Below are 23,342 nucleotides of genomic sequence, written 5' to 3' on the forward strand. Positions count from 1 at the left end.
AGGCCCCCGACGTTACTCGGCGGGAGCCTCGCCGGGTCGCGCTAAGATTGCGTTACGCCACCACACGCAGGCCGGGCGACGCGGCCGTGAAAGGGGGCGGAACGTGGCGCCTGTGGGACACAACCTGCGGACGCGGGACCGTGGGATAGCCGATGATCGTGTCGAGGGCGGGGGCGGCGCTCAGCGCGAAGGACGCCAGCTTGCCGCTCATGGTCGCGCCCTCGAAGCTGCCCACGTTCAGGCCGGTATAGATCCAGTCGCCGGCCAGGGTCAGGTTGTCGAAGCCCGAGCCCCAGGCCTCAAGACGGCAATCGATGCTGCCGGGGGGCGAGGTGACGTATCGCTCCGTCGGGTCGATGTTGGCCCGCCAGAACTGGCTGTCGAAGCGCTGGACACCCTGGGCCGCGCGGTTCTGGGTGTCGACCAGCAGGTCGAAGTCCAGGCCGTTCGGGTCGCCCGCGGGGTTGTTGGCCCGCACGGTGGCGTTCGGCAGCATCGTGCCGATCGAGGTCTGCAGGTACTGGATGCACTGCGCCTTCACCCGCTCGCTCTGGCGGCGCGGATAGTCCGTGTCGCTGAACGGCGGCGGGGCCTCGTAGTCCGGCATCAGGCCGCAGAAGTACCAGAGCGCCTTGGGCTGGTTGTCCTTGGGCCAGCACTCCCATTTCAGCAGGTCGTGGAACTCGGCGTTGCCGTTCGGCGGGCAGAAGTAGGTGGCGCTGAGCGCCAGCTCGTTCTTCGCCGGGTCCAGCGGCTCGGACCAACCCATCTCGTACATGTCCTTGGAGAACCAGAGCTGCATGGCCTGGGTCTGCAGCGCCGGGATGTTGGCGACCATGTCACGCCAGGCCGGGCTCTCGGTGAGCAACTCCTTGCAGAGGTACGGAATGGCGCCCAGGGCGATGGCGAAGACGATCTGGTCGTAGTCGACGCCCTCGCGCAGGGTGTGGGGCGTCTTCAGGTGCGGGAAGGCCGCGTTCGGCCAGCCGTTCCAGTAGGATTCCAGATCGATGTTCGTGGCACGCAGGTACTCGCCCTCGACCAGTTGGTCGTAGTGCGGCTTGGACGGCCAGGAGGGCAGGCCCTTGACGTCGATCAGCGGGTGGTAGCCGGCCTCGGGGTCCTTCAGCGTGGCCTGGACGGTCATCTCGACGCCGCTGACCCGCTTGCCGTCGGCCGAGAGGCGCAGCGCCTCGACCTTGCGGAAGAACTCGAACTTCACGCCGCGGCGCTTCAGGACCTCATACATCGGGGCCACGACGGTCTCGCCGGTGCCGGCCGCGAAGCTCCAGATGACCGAGCCCATGTAGGCGGCGGACCGGAGCGTCCAGTCCAGGAAGGCGCCGGCGGCCATGCGGGCCGCGCGGCTCGTGTCGCCGTTGGGGCTCTGGTAGCAGATGTTGACGGTGGTCATGACCACCGGCGACTGCAGGGTGGCGGCGTGGATGCCGTGGCGGGTGAGCCAGTCGGTCCAGTTCTCCGGGTCGAGGATGTCGTAGCCGTTGACCTCGACGTTGTCGGTCAGGGCGCCGACGATGAGGGCGGCGTAGAAGTCCAGCGTCAGCAGCGCCTGGCGCAGGGTGTTGGCGTGCTCCGCGATCTTGGGCGCCAGGTGGTCGATGGCCTTGACCACGCCGGAGATGAAGCTGCGGGCGTCGGTGATCTCGCGCACCAGCGGATGGTTCGGCCCTTCGGACATCGGAATCGTGAGGGCCTGCTCGCGGGCCTTCTCCAGCAGCGCGGCGATACAGTCGCCGACGATCTTCGGCACCCCCGGCGTGGAGGTGAGCATCTCGGACACCTCCTCGATGATGGCGGCGATCGCGGTCTGGACGCCCTTGTAATAGGAGCCGTCGGTGGGCGGGATGTCGTTGGACGGCGCGCGGACTGGCCAAGGCTTCAGCCCGCCGTTCCGCCACTCCCACAGCATGGTGAAGTTGGACCCGAGGAAGGCCTCCTCGAAGGTGGCCAGCGGTTGGCCCGGCTCGCGGCCCAGCTCGGCGTAGACCTCGGACATCATCGGCAGGGCGTTGAAGTAGCTGCCCATGAAGCCGTGGATGCCGTGTTCCTCGATGCGCTCGTTGTCGCCGCGCGACGAAGCGCACTTGCCGCCGAGCCGCCAGCCCAGCTGATAGACGGTGATGTCGAAGCGTTCTTGCCAGCCCGGCTGGCTGGTGAGCTCGAAGGCGGTGGTAAGGCCGCCCATACCGCCGCCAAGTATCGCCACCTTCTGGCGCGTGTCTGCTTTGGACATGCTGTGTGTTCGGGGCCCGAACCCCGCTCCCGCCTAGGTTGTTGACCTAGGCACCCTGCCATCCAGACTTTTGCAGAGCCTTAACGAGGCGGTCGAGGTCGGCGGGCCGTACGAAGGGATGGCCGATCTTCAGGGCTTCGAGGGAATAGGCGGTGGCGTTGCTGCGACCGGGTCCGGCGCGATCCCGGGCCAGCCGCTCGCCGTCCTCGAGCGCGCGCTGCGCCTCGGCCTGCCGGCCCCCGGCGGCGTAGCAGGCGGCCAGGAGGTAGTGCAGGGGGAAGCGCTCGGGCCCGCGGGCGCAGGCGTCCGCGGCGTCGCGCGCGGCGCCCTCAAAGTCGCCGGCTACGAAGCGGGCGATGGCCTTGCTGCGGAACCACAGCCAGGTGTGGGGGTCGTTCGGGCTGGCTGCGATGGCGCGCTCCGAATAGGCGATGGCCTCCTCCGGCTGCCCGTCGAAGGCCAGCAGGCGACCCATCTCGCCCGACGCCGCGGCCAGGTAGGGGTTCAGCTCCAGGGCCCGTCGCTGTTCGGCCCTGGCCTCGGTCAGCCGTCCCATCATCGAGAGCACGACGCCCAGCGTGTAGTGGGCGAAGGCGTCGGCGCCGCCCGCCGAGACGGCGCGCAGCGCGATCCGATGCGCCTCGGCCACCGCGCCGGAGGGGTCCGCAGAGGTCCCGACCCAGACGTCGAACAGCTTGCAGTGGGCCAGGATCGCCAGGGCCGAGACGTCGCGTGGCTCGATTTCCAGGGCCTGTTCCAGCAAGGTTTCGGCCTTGCGGACGTCCTCGGCGGTGGAACGCCAGAAATGCCGCCGGCCCTGCACCAGCAGGCGCCAGAACTGCAGGCTGTGCTCGGGCGCGCTGAGCGCGCGGGCCTCCTCCCGCTCGAGGACGGCGGGCTCCACGGTGCCGATGATCGAGGTGGTGATCTCGCCCAGCATGGCGAACAGGTCGGCCATCGGCCGGTCGTAGCGGGCTGACCACGCGCTGGTCTCGTCGGAGCCCTGTATCAGGTCCACCGAGACCCGGACCGTGCCGCCCAGGCTGCGCACCTTGCCGTCGAGCACATAATCGACGCCCAGCCGGGCGCAGATCGCGCCGGGCGGATGGCCGGCGACGTCGGAATGGAGCAAAGCCTGCCGGGGCGTGAGCGACAGGAGGGGCGATTTGGCCAGGCCCGCGGTCAGCTCGTCGGCGAGGGCCTCGGCGAACCAGGCCTGCTCCTCGTCGCCCGGCGCATGGGTGAACTCGAGGACCACGAGGCGGGGCCGCGCATTGCCGGCGGACCTCGCGCCCGATTTCGCCGCGGGCGCCGCGTCGCGCGTCGGCGTCGCCAGCCGGTAGCCCACCCGCGGGATCGTCTCGACGGCGAAGGCGCCGCCGCTGCGGTCCGCCAGCCGGCGCAGTTTCATCATGACCAGCGTGATGGCGTCCTCGCCGACCACGCGGCCGTCCCAGCAGGTGGCGATCAGGTCGTCGCGGCTGACCACCGCGCCCCCGGCCTGGGCCAGGGCCACCAGGGTCTGCATGACGCGCGGCTGCAGGATCTCGCGACCCAGCGGCGACACCACCTCGCAGGTGGGTGGACGCACTTCCAGCGTCCCCAACGAAAACGCAGGCTGGTGGGCCAGCTGCATCGAACCCCCGGTCCCGTCCAATCGGCGAACGCGGCGCTATCGCCTCATCAACACATCGACGGCCTTGGCCCTTAGCACAACCGAGAAGGGTCGCCATCGCCGAGACACGCCACCGACCGTAGAAAGATCGGCTTCTGCTCGGGGAAAGATCGGTTGGCGGGCCTGTCGGCGCAAGCCGGTTACTGGTCTTTTAAAGCAGGGTTTCGACCCCTTTCCAGGACCGAAGGCGACCCGACAACCCCGCCCTCACGTCCTGGGCCCGACGCCGACGCCGCCTCCCGCTGGCGTCAAGGTCGGGGCGGCGATCGTCATGTCGCAGCGAGGGTCGTCGAAACTCCTCCCGGGGCTCTCTCCGAGCGGGCTCAGGCTCGTTCGGTGCGGGCCGGCCGCGGCGGCCTGGGGAGGCGCCTCGGCAGGCTTGTTCTCCCGGAGAGGGCTTGGTGGGATCTCTGACCCCTCGAGCATCTTCCTTGGCCCCCGATCCCGGTCGGGATCGGGGGTCTCCTTTTGGGGGTCGATCTCGCTTGCTAGGCCGCCCGCAGCGCCGACCAGTCCGCCGCCGCCAGCGCGCGCGTGAGCTGCTCGACGTCGTTGCGCAGCCGCTCGAAGCCCGAGGTCGGCGCCAGCGTCGCCTCGTCCAGGTAGAGGCCCCGGTTGATCTCCACCTGCAGGGCGTGGGCGCGGCGGTGCGGCTGGCCGTAGTGCTCGGTCGTATAGCCGCCGGCGTAAGGGGTATTGCGCGTCACCCGATAACCCATCCCCTCGAGTTCGCGCTCGACGCGGGTGGGCAGAACCCCGGCGCAGGCGGCGCCGAAGCGGTCGCCCAGGACGATATCGCAGGCACGCTCGCGGCCGGCGGCCTTGGCGGCGGCGGCCGGCATGGAGTGCCAATCCACGAGGATCGCGAAGCCGTGGGCGGCCTGGGCCTCGGCCATCAGGCCGGCGAGCGCCTCGTGATAGGGTCGGTGCGCGCCCTCGATCCGCCGGCGCGCCTCGGCGAAGGTCAGCTTGCGGCGATAGATCTCCTGGCCTTCCGAGACCACCCGGGCGATGGCGCCCAGGCCGGCCGCCACGCGCGCCGTGCGCGCCCGGGCGAATTCCGGGAGCTGGTCGGAGAACATCCCAGGGTCCAGCTCGAACGGCTCGCGGTTCAGGTCGATGTAGGCGCGGGCGAAATTGGCGGTGATCACCGCGGCGCCGTGGCCCGGCGCCTGGGCGATCAGGTCGTCGACGAAGGCGTCCTCGGATCGGCGGATGCTGACGGCGTCCAGGGCCGCCGCCGACATCATGTCCTCGGGGTAGAGGCGGCCCGAATGCGGCGAGGCGAACACCAGCGGCGTGGGCGGGGCCCCCGCGGGCCCGGCCCGGCGCACCTCGAACGCAGGACCGATGTCGGGGGCGATTCCAGGCAGTGGCTCCAGCGCGTTCATCGCCTGCATAGAACGCCGCCTTGCCCCCCAGCGTCAAACGACCTTCATTCGGTCTTTACCCTTCGATAGCTATTGTCCCCGCCCAAGCGTTCAGCAAATCGCCATGTCCCGCATCCTCCTCGCCGAAGACGACGACTCCCTCCGTGGCTTCCTGGCCCGCGCGCTCGAACGCGCCGGCCATGAGGTGACCGCGTGCGCCGACGGCGAGGAAGCCGTGACCTTCCTCGACGAGCCGTGGGACCTGTTGCTCACCGACATCGTCATGCCGGGCCTCGACGGCATCGAGGTGGCCCGCCAGGCCGCCGCCCGCCACCCGGGCCTGCGCATCATGTTCATCACGGGATTCGCGGCGGTCGCGCTGGCCGCCGGCGAGAAGGCTCCGGCCGGGGCCAAGGTGCTGTCCAAGCCGATCCACCTGCGCGAGATCGTCTCCGAGGTGGAGCGGATGATCGCCGCCTAGAAAAAGCCGCCTGCGGCCCCGCTTGCTAAGGGCAGGGCCGATCTGTATATCCCCGCCTTCCCGAAGGTACGGACGTGTAGCTCAGCGGGAGAGCACCTCGTTGACATCGAGGGGGTCACAGGTTCAATCCCTGTCACGTCCACCATCCTTTCCTTCACAAATTCAAATGTCTGCTGGGCTTCGGATGTGGTGGCCGCGGCTCAGGCCCGCCGTCGCCGATAGGCTCCGGCTCGCCTGGGAGGAGTGTCGGGCACTCGCCCTATGGACGAGGCCGGCGTTTCGGCAGTTCGCGCACAACGCGAACGAGCTTGGCCTTGGCCGGCGATAACCTTAACACTCCATAATAGGCCATCGCGGCTCCCCACGGGGATGGGGACGGGGAAAGTATCATGATCAAGACGTCCGCCTTCGCGGCGATGTCGCTTGCGCTGAGCGTCATGGCGACGCCGGCGCTGGCCACCGACTGGGACCTTGTCGACTGGAACGGCGAGCAGGTGTGGGGCGCGGAGTGGACCGCGTCGACCAAGCTCACCTGGGACTCCACGACCGGCGTGAACGCCTGGTACCGGATCTATTTCGAGGGCTACACCGAGAGCTACATGAACGGGAACGAAGTTCTCCCGGGCCTGGCCTCGAGCGTGCTCTACAAGCTGACGAGCATCAGCGCCGACAAGAAGTCCTGGACCTTCGACTACGTGGTCGAGAATGCGTCGAACCAATGGGTCGACGAATCCCAGGTGGCGGAAATCGCCTTCGACGTGAACGGCAAGAAGAACGGCTCCACCAAGCAGTTCGGCGGCGCCGTGATCCTCGACGGCGAGTATCGCACGGTCGGCAAGGGCGACTTCGACCCGACCAACAACTATCTGGTCGATGACGTCTTCGACGTCTGCCTGACCACCAAGAACCTCGCCTGGTATCAAAGCACCAACACCTCGAACACCTGCGATCCCGGCACGAGCGCCGGGCCGGAGATCGGCGAGACCGTGGACGGCACCTTCAAGCTGACCTTCAACAGCGCCATCGACACGCTGAGCTTCTACAATCCGATCGTGGCCTACGAGAACGTCGAGTACGACGTCCCCACCAGCAGGTCCTCCAAGGGCGGCAGCTACTACTACGGGCACCAGCACTATCCGGGCTGCGGCGACCAGGACGATCCGGGTTATGGCCTTCCGGTCGCCTACGTGCCCGAGCCGGCCACCTGGGCCATGATGATCATGGGCTTCGGCGCCGCCGGCACGGCGCTTCGGACCCGCCGCCGCCTGGCGGCCTAAACGATCCACCAGCGCGACTTCACGGCGGCGGGACCTCCCGCCGCCGTTTTCCTTGTCAGAACAGCCCCGCCACCAGGTTGATCGCCAGGGCGAGGATCAGGGTGTTGAACACGAAGGCGATCAGGCTGTGGACCGTGCCCACGCGGCGCATCGCCTTGGCCGTGAAGGCGATGTCGGCGGTCTGCGACGCCACGCCGATAACGATCGAGAAGTGCAGGAAGTCCCAGTAGTCCGGGGCCTCGCCGCCCGGAAAGGCGAGGCCGCCCGCATCCTCGCCGGTCTGCGGATCGGCGGCGTAGAATTCGTGGGCGTAGTGCAGGGCCAAGACCATCTGCATCACCAGCCAGGAGCCGACGACGGTGACGAAGGCCGCGGCCACGCGCACCGCCTTCTCCAGCCCCTGGTCGTGCTGCGCCTGGGACAGCTCCATGCCGGCGGCGGCGAGGCTCGCGCCGCAGGCCGCAAGGACCAGCAGGAGGATCACGGCCTGGCCCTCGTCCTGCCCGGCCGCCCGGGCGCGGATCTCGTCCGGCCCTTCGCGGGTGATCGCGCTCAGCGTCAGGCCCAGGTAGAGCGCGCAGAAGGCGTCCCAGCCGGCGATCGCGCAGGACGACGCGCTGAACCGCGGTGCGAGAAGGGCGCAGGTGACGCCCACGGCCAGCCCCATCCCCAGCGCCGTGCTAAGGCGCGGCCGGACCATGAAGGCCCTCGGCCCCAGGCGCCAGCGGCCGGTGCGGGCGGTCGGAGTCTGGCTCATCGCAGCGGCATTTCCAGCACCAGGCGGTTGCGCCCGGCCCGGCGGCCATACGCGGCGACCCGGCTCCACGCGCGCATCAGCTCAAGGCCGGCGCCGCCGCCGCGATCGATGTTGGGACCGCCGAACGCCGCCGTGCGCGGGTCGAACACGCGGCCGGCGTCGGTCACGGTGATGCGGATCAGGCCCTCGCCGCGCGCCAGTCGCAGTCCGATCCGGCTGCCCGCGGGTGGCTCGCCGTGCTCCACGACGTTGGCGACCCATTCCTCGACGATGATGGCCAGTCGTTCGGCGGCGTCGCGGCCCAGGCCCGTACGCTGGACGAACGACCGCGCCGCCGCCAGGGCGCCCGCCACGGCGCCCCGTCCGGCCGGCAGCCGCGCGTGGACGACAGCTTGGGATTGGGCAAGGGGGCGGAGCTGGGCTATGACAGAACCGTGTTTCAGGGAGGCGCGGATGCGCGGAGCTTTGGTCGCAGGATTGCTGATGGTCGCGGCGCTGTCGACGCCAGGCTTGGCCTTGGCCGAGATCGGTCGGATCAAGAGCGTGACGGGCACGGCCTCGGTGGTGCGCGGCAAGGCCGTGACGCCCGCCGCGGCGGGCTATCAGCTGCTGGTCAGCGACGTGCTGACCACGGGCGGCAACGGCCGGATCGGGATCACCTTCATCGACAACAGCCGCTTCGCCGTCGGCCCCAACAGCCGTGTGGCGCTCAGCCAGTTCGAGTTCGACGACACCACTCACAAGGGCAAGTCGCTGACCACGGTCGATCGTGGAACCCTGGGCGTGGTCTCCGGCCAGATCGCCAAGGAGAACAAGGACGCGATGAAGGTGCGCACGCCCACCTCGCTGCTGGCGGCGCGCGGCACGACCTTCGTGGTCGAAGTGAAGTGAGGCTGGCGGCTGCGCTGGCGCTCGCCGGCCTGCTCTGCGGTTGCGCCACCTCGGACGTGACGCTGCTGAACGACGCCGGCAGCGACAGGTCCGGCTCGGTGGCGGTGCTCGACCCCGAGACGGGCCGGGAGGTGGGCGCCCTCACCGCCGGTGACACGCGCGCCCGGCTGGGCGGCAAGGCCGTCAGGGCCAAGCCGGTGAAGACCGGATTCTGGAAGAACCTGATGGGCTTCGTTCCCTTCGAGCCGCGGGCCTATGTGATGTACTTCGTCGAGGGCTCCACCGACCTGACGCCGGAATCGATGCCGATCCTGGAGGCTCTGCGGCGCGCCGCCGACGCCAACTCGGAAGTCCAGATCACCGGGCACACCGACACCACGGGCAGTGACGAGACCAACGACAAGCTGTCCTACGACCGGGCGGTCGAGATTCGCGCAGCCCTGGTGAAGCAGGGCCTGCCGTTCGAGAACGCCAAGGTGACCGGCCGGGGCGAGCGTGAGCTTCGCGTGCCCACCGACGACGAGGTCAGCGAGCCGGCCAACCGCCGGGTCGAGGTCATCCTCCGCTAGGCGGCAGGGCGCAACCGCACGGCCATCACGGTGAGGTCGTCGCTGGGCTCGCCGCCCGCTTCGAAGGCGCGCACCCGGTCCACCACGCCGTCCACCATGCCGGCCAGGGTCGGGGCCCGCGAGGCCTGGCTCAGGGCGTCAAACACCTGCTGGCGGCTGAACAGCGCGCCGGTCGGGTCCTGCGCCTCGGTCAGGCCGTCGGTAAAGGCCACCAGCACCTCGCCGGGCGCCAGGCGATCGGTCTCCTGCGGATAGGGGAAGGCCTCGTCGACGCAGAGCGGCGGGCCGCCGTCCAGCTTCAGCTCCCGCACGGTCCCGTCCACGCCCACGACCAGGGGATTCTCGTGGCCCGCGCAGCACAGGTCGAGCCGCCCGTCGGCGGGGTGCAGCACACCCACCAGCAGGGAGACGGCCATGGCCTGGCGGTTGTCGCGCGACAGCTCGGCGTTGATCTCGCGCACCGCGGCCTCGAGGCTGGTGCTGGGCCGCATCAGCAGGCTGCGCGACAGCGCCTTGGAGAGCGCCATGAACAGCGAGGCCGGCACGCCCTTGCCGGTGACGTCGCCGACCAGGAAGCAGACCCGGCCGTCATCGAACAGGAAAGCGTCGTAGAGGTCCCCGCCCACGGTCTTGGCCGATTGCACCACCGCGTCGATCTCCACGGCGGGCGAGATCCGGTCCAGCTCGGCGCGGGGCAGCAGCATGCCCGACTGGATTTCGCTGGCGGCCGCCAGCTCGCCCGAGATCCGCGCGGCGCTGAGGCGCTCCTCCTCCAGGTCGCCGCGAAGCCGGGCCTGCACGCGCCGGCCCTCCACAAACAGCAGGGCGACCATCACGGCCGAGTTCGCGGCGCCGGGCGCCAACATCGGAAAGGGGTCCAGCAGCAGGTTGTTCTGGAAGGCGACCCAGCTGGCGCCGAACGCCAGCGCGATTTCGACCGCGGCTCCGACCAGGACCGGCCCCATGGGCGCACGTGGCACGCCCAGGAACGAGATCATCACCAGCGCGAATCCGATTCCCCACTCGACGGGCGCCGCCCACGCCGGGCGGCGCAACGCCGTGCCGCGCAGGATCGAGTCCACCGCCTGGGCCTGGACATAGACCCCGTAGATCGCCTTGGCCCGCGGGGTGCTGGTGACGTCCGAGGTGCCCGCGCTCGCCAGTCCGATGATGACGATCTGGTCCTTGAACTGGTCCGGTCTCTGGCCCTGGCGCAGCACGTCGACGGCCGAGGTGGTCTGGGTCTTCCGCCAGTCGCCGAAGCGCAGCAGCAACTGGCCGTCCGGTCCGGCGGGAACCCGGTGGGACCCGACCTTCACGCCGTCCAGTTGACGCCTGTCGCCCTGCAGCTCGACCTGATCGACTCCCTCGGCCACGCGCACCAGTTCGACGGCGAAGCCCGGGGTCAGGTGGCCGGCCGCCCTGGCGAACAGCGGCACGCGGCGGACCAGGCCGTCGGAATCGCGGTCGCCGTTGACCAGGCCGTGGCCCAGGGGCGCGCCGTCCAGGATGGGGATGTTGGCTACCACCGCCGGGAAGGTCAGGGTCTCTTCGGGGACCGCGCCGACGAACTTCGCCTCGGGCGGCAGGGGCGGGGGTGCGCCGTCCAGCCGGTCGAAGGATTCCTCGGTCACGCCCGCCCGGGCCAGCACCACGGGACTGCGGCCGATCACCCGGGCGAACACCGCGTCCATGGACGGCAGGCTCTGGATCTCCTGCGACACGCCGGCGGGGAGCTCGTTGTAGATGCTGGTGAATTCCGAGGGCGCCAGGCGATCGGGCTCGGGGAACAGCATGTCGAAGCCGATGACGGCCGCGCCCCGCTCCGAGATCTGCTCCACCAGCCGGGCCAGATAGAACCGCGTCCAGGGCCAACCGCCCACGTCGCGCAGGCTGTCGGCGTCGATCACCACCACATGCACCCGGCGCGACACGTCGGGACCGGGGGCGATGTTCTGGAACAGGTCATAGAGCGGCTGGCGCACCAGATGGCCGCCGAACAGCACCATGAGCGCCACGGCGAGGGCCGCGCCCAGGCCGGCGATCCGGACGCGAAGCTTCGCCCCGGCGTCCAGGTCGCTTAAGGCGTCAGACAGCGACCTCGAGTCCGTCATAGGCGCAGATCACCTCCAGTGCAGGCCGATCGGCGCGGACCAGCTCCTCGTAGCGGACGGTCTCAGCGTGCATGCGCTGGATGTCGGCGTCCGTATAGGTTGGTTCGTGGTGAAAGAGGGCCAGTCTCTTGGCCCGGGCGGCGTGGCAGAGGTCCACCGCCACGACGTTGGACGAATGGCCCCAGTCCTGCTTCAGGCTGACGGTGTCGCCCAGCGAATACATGGTGTCGCAGATCACCAGGTCGGCGTTGGCGAAGAAGGCCTCGAACGCGGCCTCCGCGTCCATGTTGTCGACCTTGTGCTCGCTGTCGGTGGAATAGATCGCCGCGCGACCGCTCTTCTCGAACCGGAAGCCATAGGAATCGTGGCTGTGGTGCTGGGCCACCAGGGTGACCGTGACGCCGCCCACTTCGAATGCTTCGCCCGGCGGGTGGACGATGAACTCGAACTTCGCGCGCAGCCAGTCGAAGGGCACGGGGAAGGAGATCTCCTCCTGCTGCCGGCGCAGGGCGGTCTCCGCGTCGGTGTGGCCCGAATGGACGACGATGGTCGCATTGGGATTGAAGGCCGGCCCGAAGAACGGGAAGCCCATGATGTGGTCCCAGTGCAGGTGCGAGAGGAAGAAGTGGTAGACGGGCGGATGGCCGCCCGCGATCCGGCGGAACGAGTCGATGCCGAATTCGCGCACCCCCGAGCCCATGTCGCAGACCAGGAAGGCTCCATCGGCGCCCTCGATCTCGACGCACGAGCTGGCGCCGCCGTACGAGCCGTAGGTCGCGAAGTCCAGGTTCGCCCTGGCGAAGGCGTCGGCCTCGGCCTCGTCGGCGAACTGGCGCCCGCCGGCGGCGACCAGGGCATGGGCGATCTTGGCCTGGATCGCGCCGGCCCGCTGCGCCACCGGCAGGGAGCCGCGCGTACCCCAGAAGCGTACCAGCATTGTCGAAGCCCCTCCCGCCGCCGCTCAGGCGTCCGAATCGACGTCGTCGACGATCTTGAAAAGCTTGTCGTAGCGGCTGATCGCGAAAATCTCCCGCATCCGGTCGTTGGGTGCGGCCAGGGTGATGGGCGTGGCCTCGCCGGCCTCGCGCCGCGCGATAGTCAGCGCCCGCAGGCCGCGGGACGACATGTAGTCCAGGCCGCTGAGGTCGATGATCAACGGCGCGCCCGCGGCGATGGCCTGGCGCACCGCGGCGATCAGGTGGGCGGAGAACGCCTCCCAGGTGGTCTCGTCGACGCGTCCCGTGGGCTCGCCCACCAGCCTGCCGCCCGCGTCGCGAACCTGCCAACCCAGATCCATCCAAGACCCCCGACCCGCGCGCCCGTCACAAACCGGGAGCGCCGGACCAAACTGAAGGCGCCGCTTGTGACGGCGCAACAGGATTCGCGCCTCGGGGGCAGTAACCCCCGCAACCGGCGGCCAGGGCCGTCCGGCGGGGCCTCCTGGACCACCTCGAGCCGGACCCGGCGGCGGGCCTGGCCGCAGTTTTCGAAGACAAGGCGCCTTGGGAGACGGGACGTGTGACGCCTAAAAAACGCACAATCCCTTATGCCGCAAGGTGTTGCGCGAACGCTGCTCCCTCGCCTCTCGTTGACAGAACAATGAAATTCCTGTGGCGGATCTGAAACAATAGGCCTCAATATCCCTCCACTCAGGCTGGCCCGCCAACAGAGGCTGCCGAGGGGAGGAAAAATCTATGTCCAAAGGCAGGTTCTTCTGCAGCGCATCCGTGCTGGCCGCCGCTGTGGCGTTCGGCGCGTCAGGCCAGGCGATGGCCCAAGCCACACAGTCCGCGGCCACCGAGATCGGCGAGGTCGTCGTCACCGGTTCGTTCATCCGCGGCACCCCTGAGGACGCCGCCCTGCCGGTGGACGTCATCGGCGCCGACGAACTGCAGAAGCAAGGCAATCCCAGCCCCGTCGAGCTGATGAAGTCCCTGACCGTCTCCAACGGCGTGCTGGGCGACACCAACCAGTTCGACTCGCGGGCGCAGGGCGCGGAGGGTTCGGCCACCATCAACCTGCGGGGCCTGGGGCCGGCGCGGACATTGGTGCTCTGGAACGGTCGCCGGCTGGTCAATGCGCCGACCCTGAACGGGGCTTCCCCCGACCTGAACGTGCTGCCCTTCGCCGCGGTGGGACGCATCGAGGTCCTCAAGGATGGCGCCGCGGCCACCTATGGCTCCGACGCCATCGCCGGGGTGGTGAACTTCATCTCGCGGAAGAACACCGACGGCCTCGAGGTCTCCGGTTCCTACAAATACATCGACAACGCCTCCGGCGACTGGGACGGCCACGCCGTGTGGGGCAAGCAGTGGGGCGACCTGAGCCTGCTGCTCACCGGCGAGTACCACTACAAGTCCAAGCTGACGGTCGGCGAGCGCAAGTTCACCCAGCCCGGCTACTTCGTCAGTCCGGAAACCGGCTTCTCGTCCGGCAACGCGACCACGGCTTTCGTCCCGCTGGGGCCCGGTTCGCTCGTGGGCTCGCCCGCGCCATTCACGCCGCTCGCCGGCCCGCAGCGTGATACGGGCTGCGCGCCCCTGGGCGGCCTGCCGTCGTTCAGCGGCACGACGCCCACCTGCCTCTTCAACTATACGCCGTACGATAACATCCAGGAGACCGAGGAGCGGTTCCAGCTCTACGCGGAACTGGACTACGATCTGGGTGAAAACACCAAGCTCCACCTGGAAGGCCTCTACGCCGAGACCGATACGCCGGACTGGCACACCTCGCCGTCCTACCTGGCCTTGCAGGTGCCGACGGCGACCACCAACCCGGCCTTCACCTCCGGACTGAGCGCCGGCTACTTCGTCCCCGCCAGCAATCCCGGCTTCGCGCTTTACCGATCGCAGAACCCGACGCAGATCTCCGCGGCCGCCACCGGCGCCTATATTCCGGGTGTGCTCTACCGGCCCTTGGCCATGGGCGGGAACCCGCTCTTCGGCGATGGCTCCTCGACCGGCAGCCGCAAGTTCGAGGCCTACCGCGTCTCGGGCGGGATCTCCGGCAAGTTCGGGCCGGACATCGGCTACGACCTGAGCGCCACCTACATGCGCGAGGACCTGACCCGGATCGGCTACGATACGATCGTCAGCCGATTCCAGCTGGCGCTTCGCGGCCTCGGCGGACCGAACTGCAACATCGCCACCGGCACGCCGGGCGTGGGTGGGTGCCAGTATTTCAATCCGTTCTCGAACGCGATCCAGTCGAACTACATCACCGGCCAGACCAACCCGAACTACTCGGCCTCGGTCGCCAACAGCCCGGATCTGATCAGCTGGTTCTTCCAGCCCACCCGGGTGGACGTCGCGACGAAGGTGTTCGTCACCGACCTGGTGTTCAACGGCGAGCTTCCCGGACTGGAGCTGGGCGGCGGGGCCGTCGGCTGGGCGTTCGGCGGGCAGTATCGCAAGCAGTGGTACCAGGCCGACTACGACGCCTTCTCGGACCTGACGGTCACGCCGTGCATCGACACGCCGGTGAACGGCACGACGAACTGCACCGTGCGCAATGGGCCGTACATGTTCCTCGGCGGCGGCACGCCCGCGGACCTCTCGGGCGACAACTGGGGCGCCTTCGCCGAGGTCAGCCTGCCGTTCACGGACAACTTCCAGATCCAGGGCGCCGCCCGGTTCGAGGATTACGGCTCAAAGGGCGGTTCGACGTTCAATCCCAAGGTCTCGGCCCGTTGGCAGATTTCCGAGGTCTTCGCGGTTCGCGGCTCTATCGGCACGACGTTCCGCGCGCCGCCGCTCACTTCGCTGGACCCGGGACAGGTGACTAGCCTGCAGTTCCTGGGCGGCGCCTTCCGCGCCGTCGACGTGGTGGGCAATCCCGGGCTCGACCCCGAAAAGGCGACCACCTATTCGGTCGGGGCCATCGTGCGGTCCGGGCCGTTCCGCGCGACGCTCGACTACTGGAACTTCGACTTCAAGAATCCCCTGGTGACCGAGCCGGTGGGCGGCATCTTCGCCACCCTGTTCCCGACGGGCACGGGAACCGGCAATTGCGGCGCCGCGGCGCTCGCCGGTCTGCAGTCGCGCTTCACGTTCAACGGCGTCTGCAGCGTGGCGAACCTGTCGCGGATCCGCACCCAGGCCATCAACGGACCGGGCGTGAAGACCGACGGCATCGACATCCTGGCGACCTTCGACGTCGATGACTTCTTCGGCGCCAAGCTGCAGTTCGGGACGTCGGTGACCTATGTGCATAAGTACAAGGTCGAGGCCACGACGGTCGAGGGCGTGACCGTCTCGCCTGCCTTCAACGGCGTCGGCAAGCTGAATTACCAGACGCAGATCTACCCGATCCCCGAGTGGAAGGGTCAGTTCTACGTCGAGTACGCGCGCGACATCCATACGGCGCGCGTGACGATGAATGCAGTCGACAGCTACGTCGATCAGCGGACTTCGCCGTTCCCGCCCAACGTCGTGCGCAACGGGGCCAACGCGGCGGTCCCGCTGACCAATGCGGGCCAGAAGATCAAGACCCAGACCACGTTCGACTTCACCTACCGGGCGATCCTGCCGTGGGACACTACCGTCGTGGCGACCGTCGACAACATCTTCGACGAGGATCCGTCGTTCGCGCGCCTCGACCTCGGCTACGACCCGTTCACCGGCGGGGCGCTGGGCCGGACCTACAAGCTCACCGTGACCAAGAAGTTCTAGCTCGCAGCCCCAAGCTGCATCGCCTGGGCGCCGTCGGCCTTGCCGGCGGCGTCCTTCTTTTGGGTGGGCCCCGCCAAACCCCCACTTCGAAAACGATCTGGCGGATGCGACCTCGCGGAGGTTGCGAAACGATACCAAAGTGCCGAGATTCATGGCGGCGATGTTTTCATATAACATGTTGATTTTTCTAAATATATATCAGGATCAAGCGTTGCAATAACGGTGATGTGATTCAGAATTTCGGTACGGTGCGCGAGGAATTCGCTAGCGCGCGGAGAGAAGCCGGATGATCATCTTTCCGCCAAGGTCACGGAATCCGCGCGCCAGATGCGGGTCGGGCCTTCGGGGAGGAAAACCTATGAACAGACGCAGCACCCTCTGCGGCGGCTCGATGCTGGCCGTCGTCTTTTCGCTCGGTCTCGCCAGCGCCGCCTCGGCCCAGCCCGGCCAGACCACACCATCCGAAGTCGAGGAAGTCGTCGTCACCGGCTCATTCATCGCCGGGACGCCCGAAGACGCCGCCATGCCGGTGGACGTCCTCTCCAGCGCGGACCTGGAGAAACAGGGCTCGCCCTCGATCGTCCAGCTGGTGAAGACCATCACTTCGTCCCAGTCCTCGCTGGGCGAGAGCAACCGCTACAACGGCGGCGCGGGCACGGCGACCATCAACCTGCGCGGCTTCGGAGCGGCGCGGACCCTGACCCTGATGAACGGACGGCGGCTGGCGGACAGCCCGGCGGCGGCGTTCCAGGGCGGCGGCGCGAACCTGAACTTCGTCCCCACGGCGGCGGTGGGGCGGATCGAGATCCTGAAGGACGGCGCGGCCGCCACCTACGGCTCCGACGCGATCGGCGGGGTCGTGAACTTCATCACCCGCAAGGACCTCGACGGCTTCGAGGTGGACGGCGAATACGCCCTGATCGACGGCTCGAACGGCGACTACAGCGCCAATGCCGCCTGGGGGAAGAAGTTCGAGAACGGCAACGTCCTGCTCACCGCCGGCTACCGGCACCGCTCGCGGCTCGACATCCACGAACGCGACTTCGCGCTCAAGCCCTTCGACTTCGCCGGCTCCTCCGGCGCGGCGGGCTTCACCGGCGCGGCCAACCCCGGCTTCTACGTGGCGGGCGCCACGGCGTTCCGCGACAACGGTTGCGCGGAGCTTGGCGGCACGCTGACCCGGTCCGTCACCTTCGCCAATCCGCTGGCCGGACAGCCGAACCAGGCGGCGACCGTGGCCTTCGCGGTGCCGGTCAACGCCAACCTGCCCCAGACCTCAGGCGTCGCCACCACCTGCCGCTTCCAGTTTTCCAACTTCAACGACCTGGTGAACCGCGAGGACCACTACCAGCTCTACGGCGAGGTGAACTTCGACCTGTCGGAGAACATGTCGTTCCACGGCGAGGTGGCCTGGACCAAGAACGACACGCCCGTGCAACGCCTGTCGCCGGCCAACCTGACGGCGCAGTATCCGTCGCCGGTGTCGGTGGGGGGCACGTCCTTCTCCCCCGGCGTTCCCAGCGGCCCGAACCTGGCGGTGCCGTTCAACGTGCCGGTCAACAACCCGGGCTTCCTGGCGCTCGTCAACGACTGCCGCGCCCCGCTCACGGCGACCGAATGCGCCGCGATCCGCGCCGGCGCGTTCAGCACCACGGGCGCCCAGGCCGGATCGCCCGGGGGCGCGCGCGGCGTCGACATCGTCCAGCTCGGCTGGCGAGCTCTGGCGTTCGGCGGCAACCCGTCGTTCCCGGACGGGGCGGACCACCAGTCGATCGTCAACGACGCCTATCGGATCTCCGGCGGGCTCAAGGGTACGATCTTCGGCGGCGTCAGCTACGACACCGCGCTCACCTTCATGGAGCAGAAGAACACCTCGAACACGAACGACATCCTGGTGAAGAACCTGCAGCTCGCGCTGCGCGGCTTCGGCAGCCAGGCCGGCGCGGCCAATTCCTGCACCGCCGCCGAGACCGCCAACTACACGACGGGCGCCGGCAACGCGGCCCTCGGGTGCCACTTCTTCAATCCGTTCAGCAACGCCGTCGCCACCAGCGCGGTAAACGGAGCGGCGAACCCCTACTTCAACTCGGCCGTGGCCAACGATCCGCTCGTCGTGGCGGGCCTGTTCGGCAACTACACCAATGTGCTGACCAACCAGATCCTGGTGGCCGACATGGTGTTCTCCGGCGAGACTCCCATCGAGCTGGCGGGCGGCGTCGTGGCCTGGGCGGTCGGCGGCCAGTACCGCTACACCCGCGAGATCCGGAAATACGGCGCATTCTTCAACGCCGACGAGAACCCCTGCCCGGACCGCCCGGCCTGCAACGACGAGAGCGGCCCGCTGCAGTTCTTCGGCTCGGCCGTGGACCGCGACGACGACGCCAACGTCAAGGCGATCTTCGGCGAGATCCAGATCCCGCTGCTGGACAACCTGAACGTCAACGCGGCGATCCGCTTCGAGGACTACCAGGGCGGCATCGGATCGACGACCAATCCCAAGGTCGCCGTGAAGTGGCAGGCGACCGACTGGCTGGCGTTCCGCGGCAGCGCCAGCACCACGTTCCGCGCGCCTGGCCCCGGCCTCACGGGCACGGGCTGCAACAACGGCGTGCGGGTCCTGGGCAGCGCCTATCGGGCTTTCCAGAGCTGCGGCAACCCGGACCTGAAGCCCGAGAAGGCCGACACCTTCAACGTGGGGGTCATCTTCGACATGGGCGGCCTGTCGGCGACGCTCGACTACTTCAACTTCAAGTTCAAGGACGAGATCATCGAGGAAAGCGGCTCGCGCCTCTACGCCACCATGTTCCCCGGCGGCACGAACGTGAATTGCGGCAATGCAGCCTTCGCCGAACTGCAGGCGCGCTTCAGCTTCGCCGGGACCTGCGGGGCGGCGAACGTCGCGCGCCTGCGCAGCTTCACGATCAACGGCCCCAACACCGACACCTCCGGCATCGAGGCGCGGGTGCAATACGACTGGGACGGCTGGTTCGACGGCGCGTGGGCGGTGGGTGGCGAGCTCACCTACCTGATCGAGTACAAGCGCGGGGCCGTGAGCCTGCGCGACTCCACGATCAACATCGCCCCAGCCGAGGATCGCGCCGGCCTCAGCGACATCCTCAACGACTTCTTCTCCTACCCGGAGCTGAAGGGGAACGCCTTCGCCGCGTTCAACAAGGGGCCGCTCAGCATCCGCTGGCAGATGCGGTACTCCGAAGGCACCTCGCCGGCCTTCGGCTCACCGTTCTTCATCACGGTCCCGAATCCGAGCGCTCCCTCGGGCGCCGACCTCGTGGCGGTGGGCAAGTCCAAGGACTACTGGCAGCACGACGTCGTCGTGCGCTGGGAAGCGCCGTGGGACTCGGTCGTCACCTTCAGCATTCAGAACCTGTTCGACGAGGACCCGCCGTACCTGCCCTCGCCGTACAATTACGACATCACCCAGGGCAATCCGCTGGGCCGGGTGTTCGAACTGGGCGTGAAGAAGACATTCTAGGGCTCTCCGACGGGAGCCGATCTGGGGCGCTGGCGACAGCGCCCCTTTCTTTTCTGCGCCTACGGCCGGGCGTGCTTGGGCAGGGCCTTGACCTCTTCCGGCGTCAATTTGCGGATCTTGCTCACCGGGCAGCGCTGCGGCCCGATCGGCGACGGCGAGATGATCTCAGCGTCCATGCCGGTGCAGATGTACGAGCCGCCGCGTGAGACCAGGGCGATCTTGTTGTTCCAGTCCACGTCGTTGCAGTGGCCGAACATCTCCATCTGGTAGACGTCCTTCACGCCCACGCGGACGTTGACGATGCGGTCGTCGTTCGAGGCGAAGCTGTTGACCTGCCGGGTCCAGAAGCACTCGCTCTTGGGCTTGGCGGCGCCCGGCTCCGGCGGCGACTTCGCGAGCGCCGGGCCCGAGGCGGCGAGGCTCAGCGCCAGGACGCCCATGGTGGCGAGCGATTGGGCGGCGAATGGCAGGGCGGTCTTGCAGTTCATGGTCGGAGTCCTCTGCCCCAGAATATCCCCCGAGGAAGCGTCAACATAAGGCCGTTTCTGCGGCTTAGGAACGGCGCCGCGCGGCCCGGCGGGCGAAGCGGTCCGGGGCCACGAGATCGGCGGCGGTGCGGCCGATGGGGGAAGGCGCGCCGAGCGCCAGGGCCGCGACGTGCTCGGCCAGGAGGGGCGCCTGCGAGAAGCCTCGCGAGCCGAAGCCGGCGAGAGCGAAGAGGCCGGGGGCGACCTCGCCCGCGATCGGCATCCGATCGGGCGTCGCGGCGCGGACCGCGGCGCGGCCGTGGAGCGGCAGCTTCGCGACGCGGGCGTGCAGCCCCGGCAGGGCCGCGGCCAGGGTGGCGAGGTTGCGCTCATGATCTTCCCCACGGACCTCGACGCCCCTGTCGTCGCGGTCGTGGGTGGCGCCGAACAGCAGGCCCGTCCGGGTCGCCAGGACATAGCCGCCCCAGGCCGCCGCCGGAGCGGAGATCGCTTCCGACGTCCAGCTCGCCTGGCCACGCACCGCCTGAAGCGGCAGGCCTTCAATCAGCTCGCCGGAGCCCTTTGCGGCGGCGACGATGACGATGTCTGCGCGGAGGATCTCGTCGCCCTCCGTGTCCAGCAGCCGCCAGGTCCCGCCCTCGGGCGCGAGGGACGCGACCCGCGCCATGACAACCTCGCCCGTCCAGGCTTCGAGGATCGGCGCGGGCTCGACCACCTGGCCCGTCCGTTGGTCCAGGGCCGGCGGGGCGGGCTCGCCCGACAGCGTCGAGGCGGCTTCGGCGTCCAGCAGCGCCAGGTCGTCGGGCTCGAAGACGTCCGCGGCGGCGATGCGCGCGAACCGGCCGACGTCGCGAGGATCCTTGGCGAACTGCAGCACGCCCCGCGACAGCACCGCGCCGGGGACCCGGGCGTACAGCGCGGCGGCGCGGCCGAACGCCTGGGCATGGAGCCGCGATGCCTCGCCCAGGCCGGCGTCCAGGCGCGAGGTGACCAGGGCGGCGGGATTGCCGGACGCCCCGGCTCCCGGCCGCTCCGCCTCAACGACCGTCGCCTCGGCCCCCAGAGCCCGGACGGCGCGTGCGGCGGACGCGCCGGCGATGCCCGCGCCTATGATGGCGACGTGGCGTGCGGGCGGGTCGGCGGGCTCCCCCGGCAGATGCGCCTCCAGCCGCTCGCGCTTGCGGCCGAACCCCGGGCGCTTCTCCACCGCGAAGCCCGCGGCGGCCAGGCCGCGGCGCACCTGGCCCGCGACGGTGAAGGTGGCGGCCCGCGCGCCCGGCGCCGAGCGCTGGGCCACGAGCCGCAGCACCTCGTCGCTCCACATCTGCGGGTTCAGGGCCGGGGAGAAGCCGTCGAGGAACCAGGCGTCGGCCGCGCCGGACCAGTCCGCCAGGGCCTCGGCGGCGTCCATCACCGCCAGGTCGAGGATCGCGCCGAACTCCGGCAGGTCGATCCGGTGGCGGCCGCGGGCGCGGCCAGGCCAGCGGGCGGTCAGGAGTTCGGCGACGTCCGCGAGCTCAGGCCAGCGGCCAAGCGCGCGGGCCGCCTCGTCGGCGGTGATCGGGAAAGCCTCGATGGAGAAGATGTGGAGCTGGCCGCCGGGCGAGCGCGAGCGTCGCCAGAGGTCGAGGAGGGCGGCGATGTTCAGACCGGTCCCGAAGCCCAGCTCCCCCACCACGAACCGGCGCCGGCCGGCCCAGGCGTCGGGCAGGCCGCAGCCCTGGAGGAACACTGCGCGGGTCTCGGCCAGGCCGTCCTGCGCCGAGAAATAGACGTCGCCGAACAGGCGCGAGCGGGGCTGGCCGTCATCGGTCCAGTCCAGGGGGCTTTCGCCGGTCGCCGGCGGCTCGGCGGTCATGAATCACGTCCGGAAACGAAAAAGGGCCGCCCCAGAGGGCGGCCCTTCCCGTAACGCGAAATCGCGTTGGAAGCTTAGTGCTTCTCGGCCGGGGCAGCGGCGGCGTCGGCGGCCGGAGCAGCCGGAGCAGCGGCGGCGTCGGCGGCCGGGGCAGCGGCGGCGGCCGAGTCGGCGGCAGCGGCGGCCGACGAGGCGGCGGCGTCGGCCGACGAGGCGGCGGCGTCAGCGGCCGGAGCGGCGGCGGCGTCAGCGGCCGGGGCTTCGGCGGGCTTTTCTTCGGTCTTCTGGCAGGCGGCGACGCCCAGCATGGCGACGGCGGCGCTGGCGATCAGCAGTTGCTTCATCATGGTCCAAATCCTCTGGTCGGAGTGTCAGGGCGCCGGTCGGACTTTTCCCGCCGAAATGGAAAGGGCAAGGCCGCCCCCCCGACGCACGGGCAGACATAAGCCTGCGCGGGCCGCCATAGCAAGGCCAAAAATCACGGACTTGTGATCACTTTTTCAACCTCTGCCGTGGGCCGGGGCCGACGGCAAGAGGGATTAGCCCTCGGCCGGAATATTCGACAGGGCTTCTTCCAGTTCGAGGAAGCTGGGCTGGGCGGCGGACGGCACGTTGCCGCGGCCGATCTCGACCGAGATCTGGGCGGCGTTGCCATGCAGGTGGGCCACCAGGACGGCCTGGATGATCCGATAGAAGGCGCCTTCCTCGTCGACCACTTCCTTCATGCGCGTCGCCATCGGGCCGACGATGCCGTAGGCGAGGAACACGCCCAGGAAGGTGCCGACCAGGGCGCCGCCGATCATTTCGCCCAGGATTTCGGGCGGCTCGGTGATCGCGCCCATGGTCTTGATGACCCCCAGCACCGCGGCGACGATACCCAGGGCGGGCAGGGCGTCGGCGAGGTTGGTGACGGCGTGGCTGGGCATCAGCGCTTCGTGGTGGTGCTTCTCCAGCTGCTTTTCCATCGCGTCCTCGACCTGGTGCGGGTCTTCCAGGTTCATGGTCATCATGCGCAGCGTGTCGCAGATGAAGTCGATGGCGAAGTGGTCCTTCATGATCTTCGGGAAGCGATTGAAGATCGTGGATTCCTTGGGATTCTCGATGTGGCTCTCGAGCGCGATCACGCCCTTGGACTTCATTGTCTTGGTGAGCAGGAAGAGCAGGGCCAGCAGGTCGCGGTAGTCCGCGGCCTTCCATTTCGGGCCGCTGAACACCTTGCCGAACCCGCCGCCGACGCCCTTGATGGTGCCCATCGAGTTAGCGATCAGGAAGGCGGCGATGCCGGCTCCGCCGATGGCCATCATCTCGTGCGGCGCGGCGTGCAGGATCACGCCCATGTTGCCGCCGGAGATGATGTAACTGCCGAACACGAGGCCGAACAGCAGTACAAGGCCGATGATCTGGAACATGGAATCCCCGCGACGTCCGGCGGGAACATGCATGTT

The 23,342-nt window shown here is 69.0% G+C and carries 18 protein-coding genes and 1 tRNA gene; 7 read left to right on the forward strand and 12 right to left on the reverse strand.

Annotated elements, in window-relative coordinates:
* Positions 1 to 52 precede the first annotated feature (52 nt).
* The 3 genes from EPO51_RS26950 to EPO51_RS26960 form a co-directional block, all read right to left on the reverse strand.
* Positions 53 to 2,254, reverse strand: a complete 2,202-nt coding sequence (locus EPO51_RS26950) for an NAD(P)-binding protein (RefSeq protein ID WP_293357202.1) — start codon at positions 2,252 to 2,254, stop codon at positions 53 to 55.
* Between the two features lie 46 nt (positions 2,255 to 2,300).
* Positions 2,301 to 3,890: a winged helix-turn-helix domain-containing tetratricopeptide repeat protein gene (locus EPO51_RS26955; protein WP_293357204.1), complete on the reverse strand. Its 1,590-nt coding sequence runs from the start codon at positions 3,888 to 3,890 to the stop codon at positions 2,301 to 2,303.
* A gap of 527 nt (positions 3,891 to 4,417) precedes the next feature.
* Entirely contained in the window at positions 4,418 to 5,320 is a 903-nt protein-coding gene (locus tag EPO51_RS26960; protein ID WP_465246644.1) for an N-formylglutamate amidohydrolase, read from the reverse strand.
* Positions 5,321 to 5,423: 103 nt separating this feature from the next.
* Between EPO51_RS26960 and cpdR the strand changes: the two genes are divergently transcribed.
* The 3 genes from cpdR to EPO51_RS26975 all read left to right on the forward strand — a co-directional run bounded on the left by cpdR (position 5,424) and on the right by EPO51_RS26975 (position 7,057).
* Positions 5,424 to 5,780 (forward strand): cell cycle two-component system response regulator CpdR, encoded by a 357-nt coding sequence (cpdR, locus tag EPO51_RS26965; RefSeq protein WP_293357208.1) that lies wholly within the window; start codon positions 5,424 to 5,426, stop codon positions 5,778 to 5,780.
* A gap of 70 nt (positions 5,781 to 5,850) precedes the next feature.
* A tRNA-Val gene (locus EPO51_RS26970) sits at positions 5,851 to 5,925 on the forward strand.
* 292 nt (positions 5,926 to 6,217) lie between these two features.
* Positions 6,218 to 7,057, forward strand: a complete 840-nt coding sequence (locus tag EPO51_RS26975; protein WP_465246645.1) for a cistern family PEP-CTERM protein — start codon at positions 6,218 to 6,220, stop codon at positions 7,055 to 7,057.
* Positions 7,058 to 7,112: 55 nt separating this feature from the next.
* Here the strand turns inward: EPO51_RS26975 and EPO51_RS26980 are convergent, their stop codons facing one another.
* Entirely contained in the window at positions 7,113 to 7,814 is a 702-nt protein-coding gene (locus EPO51_RS26980) for a DUF1345 domain-containing protein (protein ID WP_293357212.1), read from the reverse strand.
* The gene (locus EPO51_RS26985) at positions 7,811 to 8,167 is read right to left on the reverse strand and encodes an ATP-binding protein (RefSeq protein ID WP_293357214.1); all 357 of its coding nucleotides are present in this window, start codon (positions 8,165 to 8,167) and stop codon (positions 7,811 to 7,813) included. Before EPO51_RS26985 ends, EPO51_RS26980 begins: the two co-directional genes overlap by 4 nt.
* Positions 8,168 to 8,267: 100 nt before the next feature.
* On the opposite strand from EPO51_RS26985, the gene EPO51_RS26990 reads away from it, so the two are divergent.
* Both EPO51_RS26990 and EPO51_RS26995 read left to right on the forward strand, forming a co-directional pair.
* Positions 8,268 to 8,705 (forward strand): FecR family protein, encoded by a 438-nt coding sequence (locus EPO51_RS26990; RefSeq protein ID WP_293357216.1) that lies wholly within the window; start codon positions 8,268 to 8,270, stop codon positions 8,703 to 8,705.
* Positions 8,702 to 9,274, forward strand: a complete 573-nt coding sequence (locus EPO51_RS26995) for an OmpA family protein (RefSeq protein ID WP_293357218.1) — start codon at positions 8,702 to 8,704, stop codon at positions 9,272 to 9,274. The genes EPO51_RS26990 and EPO51_RS26995 overlap by 4 nt, the downstream gene beginning before the upstream one ends.
* Here the strand turns inward: EPO51_RS26995 and EPO51_RS27000 are convergent.
* Genes EPO51_RS27000 through EPO51_RS27010 form a run of 3 tightly spaced genes read right to left on the reverse strand, consistent with a single transcriptional unit; the run spans position 9,271 to position 12,685 of the window.
* Positions 9,271 to 11,388, reverse strand: a complete 2,118-nt coding sequence (locus EPO51_RS27000; protein WP_293357220.1) for a CHASE2 domain-containing protein — start codon at positions 11,386 to 11,388, stop codon at positions 9,271 to 9,273. The two genes, EPO51_RS26995 and EPO51_RS27000, sit on opposite strands and share 4 nt — an antisense overlap.
* Positions 11,363 to 12,325: an MBL fold metallo-hydrolase gene (locus EPO51_RS27005; RefSeq protein ID WP_293357222.1), complete on the reverse strand. Its 963-nt coding sequence runs from the start codon at positions 12,323 to 12,325 to the stop codon at positions 11,363 to 11,365. Before EPO51_RS27005 ends, EPO51_RS27000 begins: the two co-directional genes overlap by 26 nt.
* Positions 12,326 to 12,349: 24 nt before the next feature.
* A complete protein-coding gene (locus EPO51_RS27010; protein ID WP_293357224.1) occupies positions 12,350 to 12,685 on the reverse strand; it encodes an STAS domain-containing protein in 336 nt (111 codons plus the stop codon).
* 397 nt (positions 12,686 to 13,082) lie between these two features.
* On the opposite strand from EPO51_RS27010, the gene EPO51_RS27015 reads away from it, so the two are divergent.
* Positions 13,083 to 16,058 (forward strand): TonB-dependent receptor plug domain-containing protein, encoded by a 2,976-nt coding sequence (locus EPO51_RS27015; protein WP_293357226.1) that lies wholly within the window; start codon positions 13,083 to 13,085, stop codon positions 16,056 to 16,058.
* A 358-nt stretch (positions 16,059 to 16,416) separates the two neighbouring features.
* On the forward strand, positions 16,417 to 19,551 hold the full coding sequence (locus tag EPO51_RS27020) for a TonB-dependent receptor domain-containing protein (protein WP_293357228.1): 3,135 nt from the start codon (positions 16,417 to 16,419) through the stop codon (positions 19,549 to 19,551).
* Between the two features lie 59 nt (positions 19,552 to 19,610).
* On the opposite strand, the gene EPO51_RS27025 is transcribed toward EPO51_RS27020, so the two are convergent.
* From EPO51_RS27025 to motA, 4 genes are all read right to left on the reverse strand, one after another.
* Complete coding sequence (locus EPO51_RS27025; protein WP_293357230.1) at positions 19,611 to 20,039, reverse strand: DUF6491 family protein; 429 nt, start codon at positions 20,037 to 20,039, stop codon at positions 19,611 to 19,613.
* 64 nt (positions 20,040 to 20,103) lie between these two features.
* A complete protein-coding gene (mnmC2, locus tag EPO51_RS27030; RefSeq protein WP_293357232.1) occupies positions 20,104 to 21,897 on the reverse strand; it encodes a tRNA (5-methylaminomethyl-2-thiouridine)(34)-methyltransferase MnmC2 in 1,794 nt (597 codons plus the stop codon).
* A 74-nt stretch (positions 21,898 to 21,971) separates the two neighbouring features.
* A complete protein-coding gene (locus EPO51_RS27035; RefSeq protein WP_293357234.1) occupies positions 21,972 to 22,244 on the reverse strand; it encodes a hypothetical protein in 273 nt (90 codons plus the stop codon).
* Between the two features lie 192 nt (positions 22,245 to 22,436).
* Positions 22,437 to 23,306 (reverse strand): flagellar motor stator protein MotA, encoded by an 870-nt coding sequence (motA, locus tag EPO51_RS27040; protein ID WP_293357236.1) that lies wholly within the window; start codon positions 23,304 to 23,306, stop codon positions 22,437 to 22,439.
* Positions 23,307 to 23,342 lie beyond the last annotated feature (36 nt).

This window comes from Phenylobacterium sp., from assembly GCF_004297125.1.
In the GTDB taxonomy this organism is placed as follows: Bacteria; Pseudomonadota; Alphaproteobacteria; order Caulobacterales; family Caulobacteraceae; genus Phenylobacterium.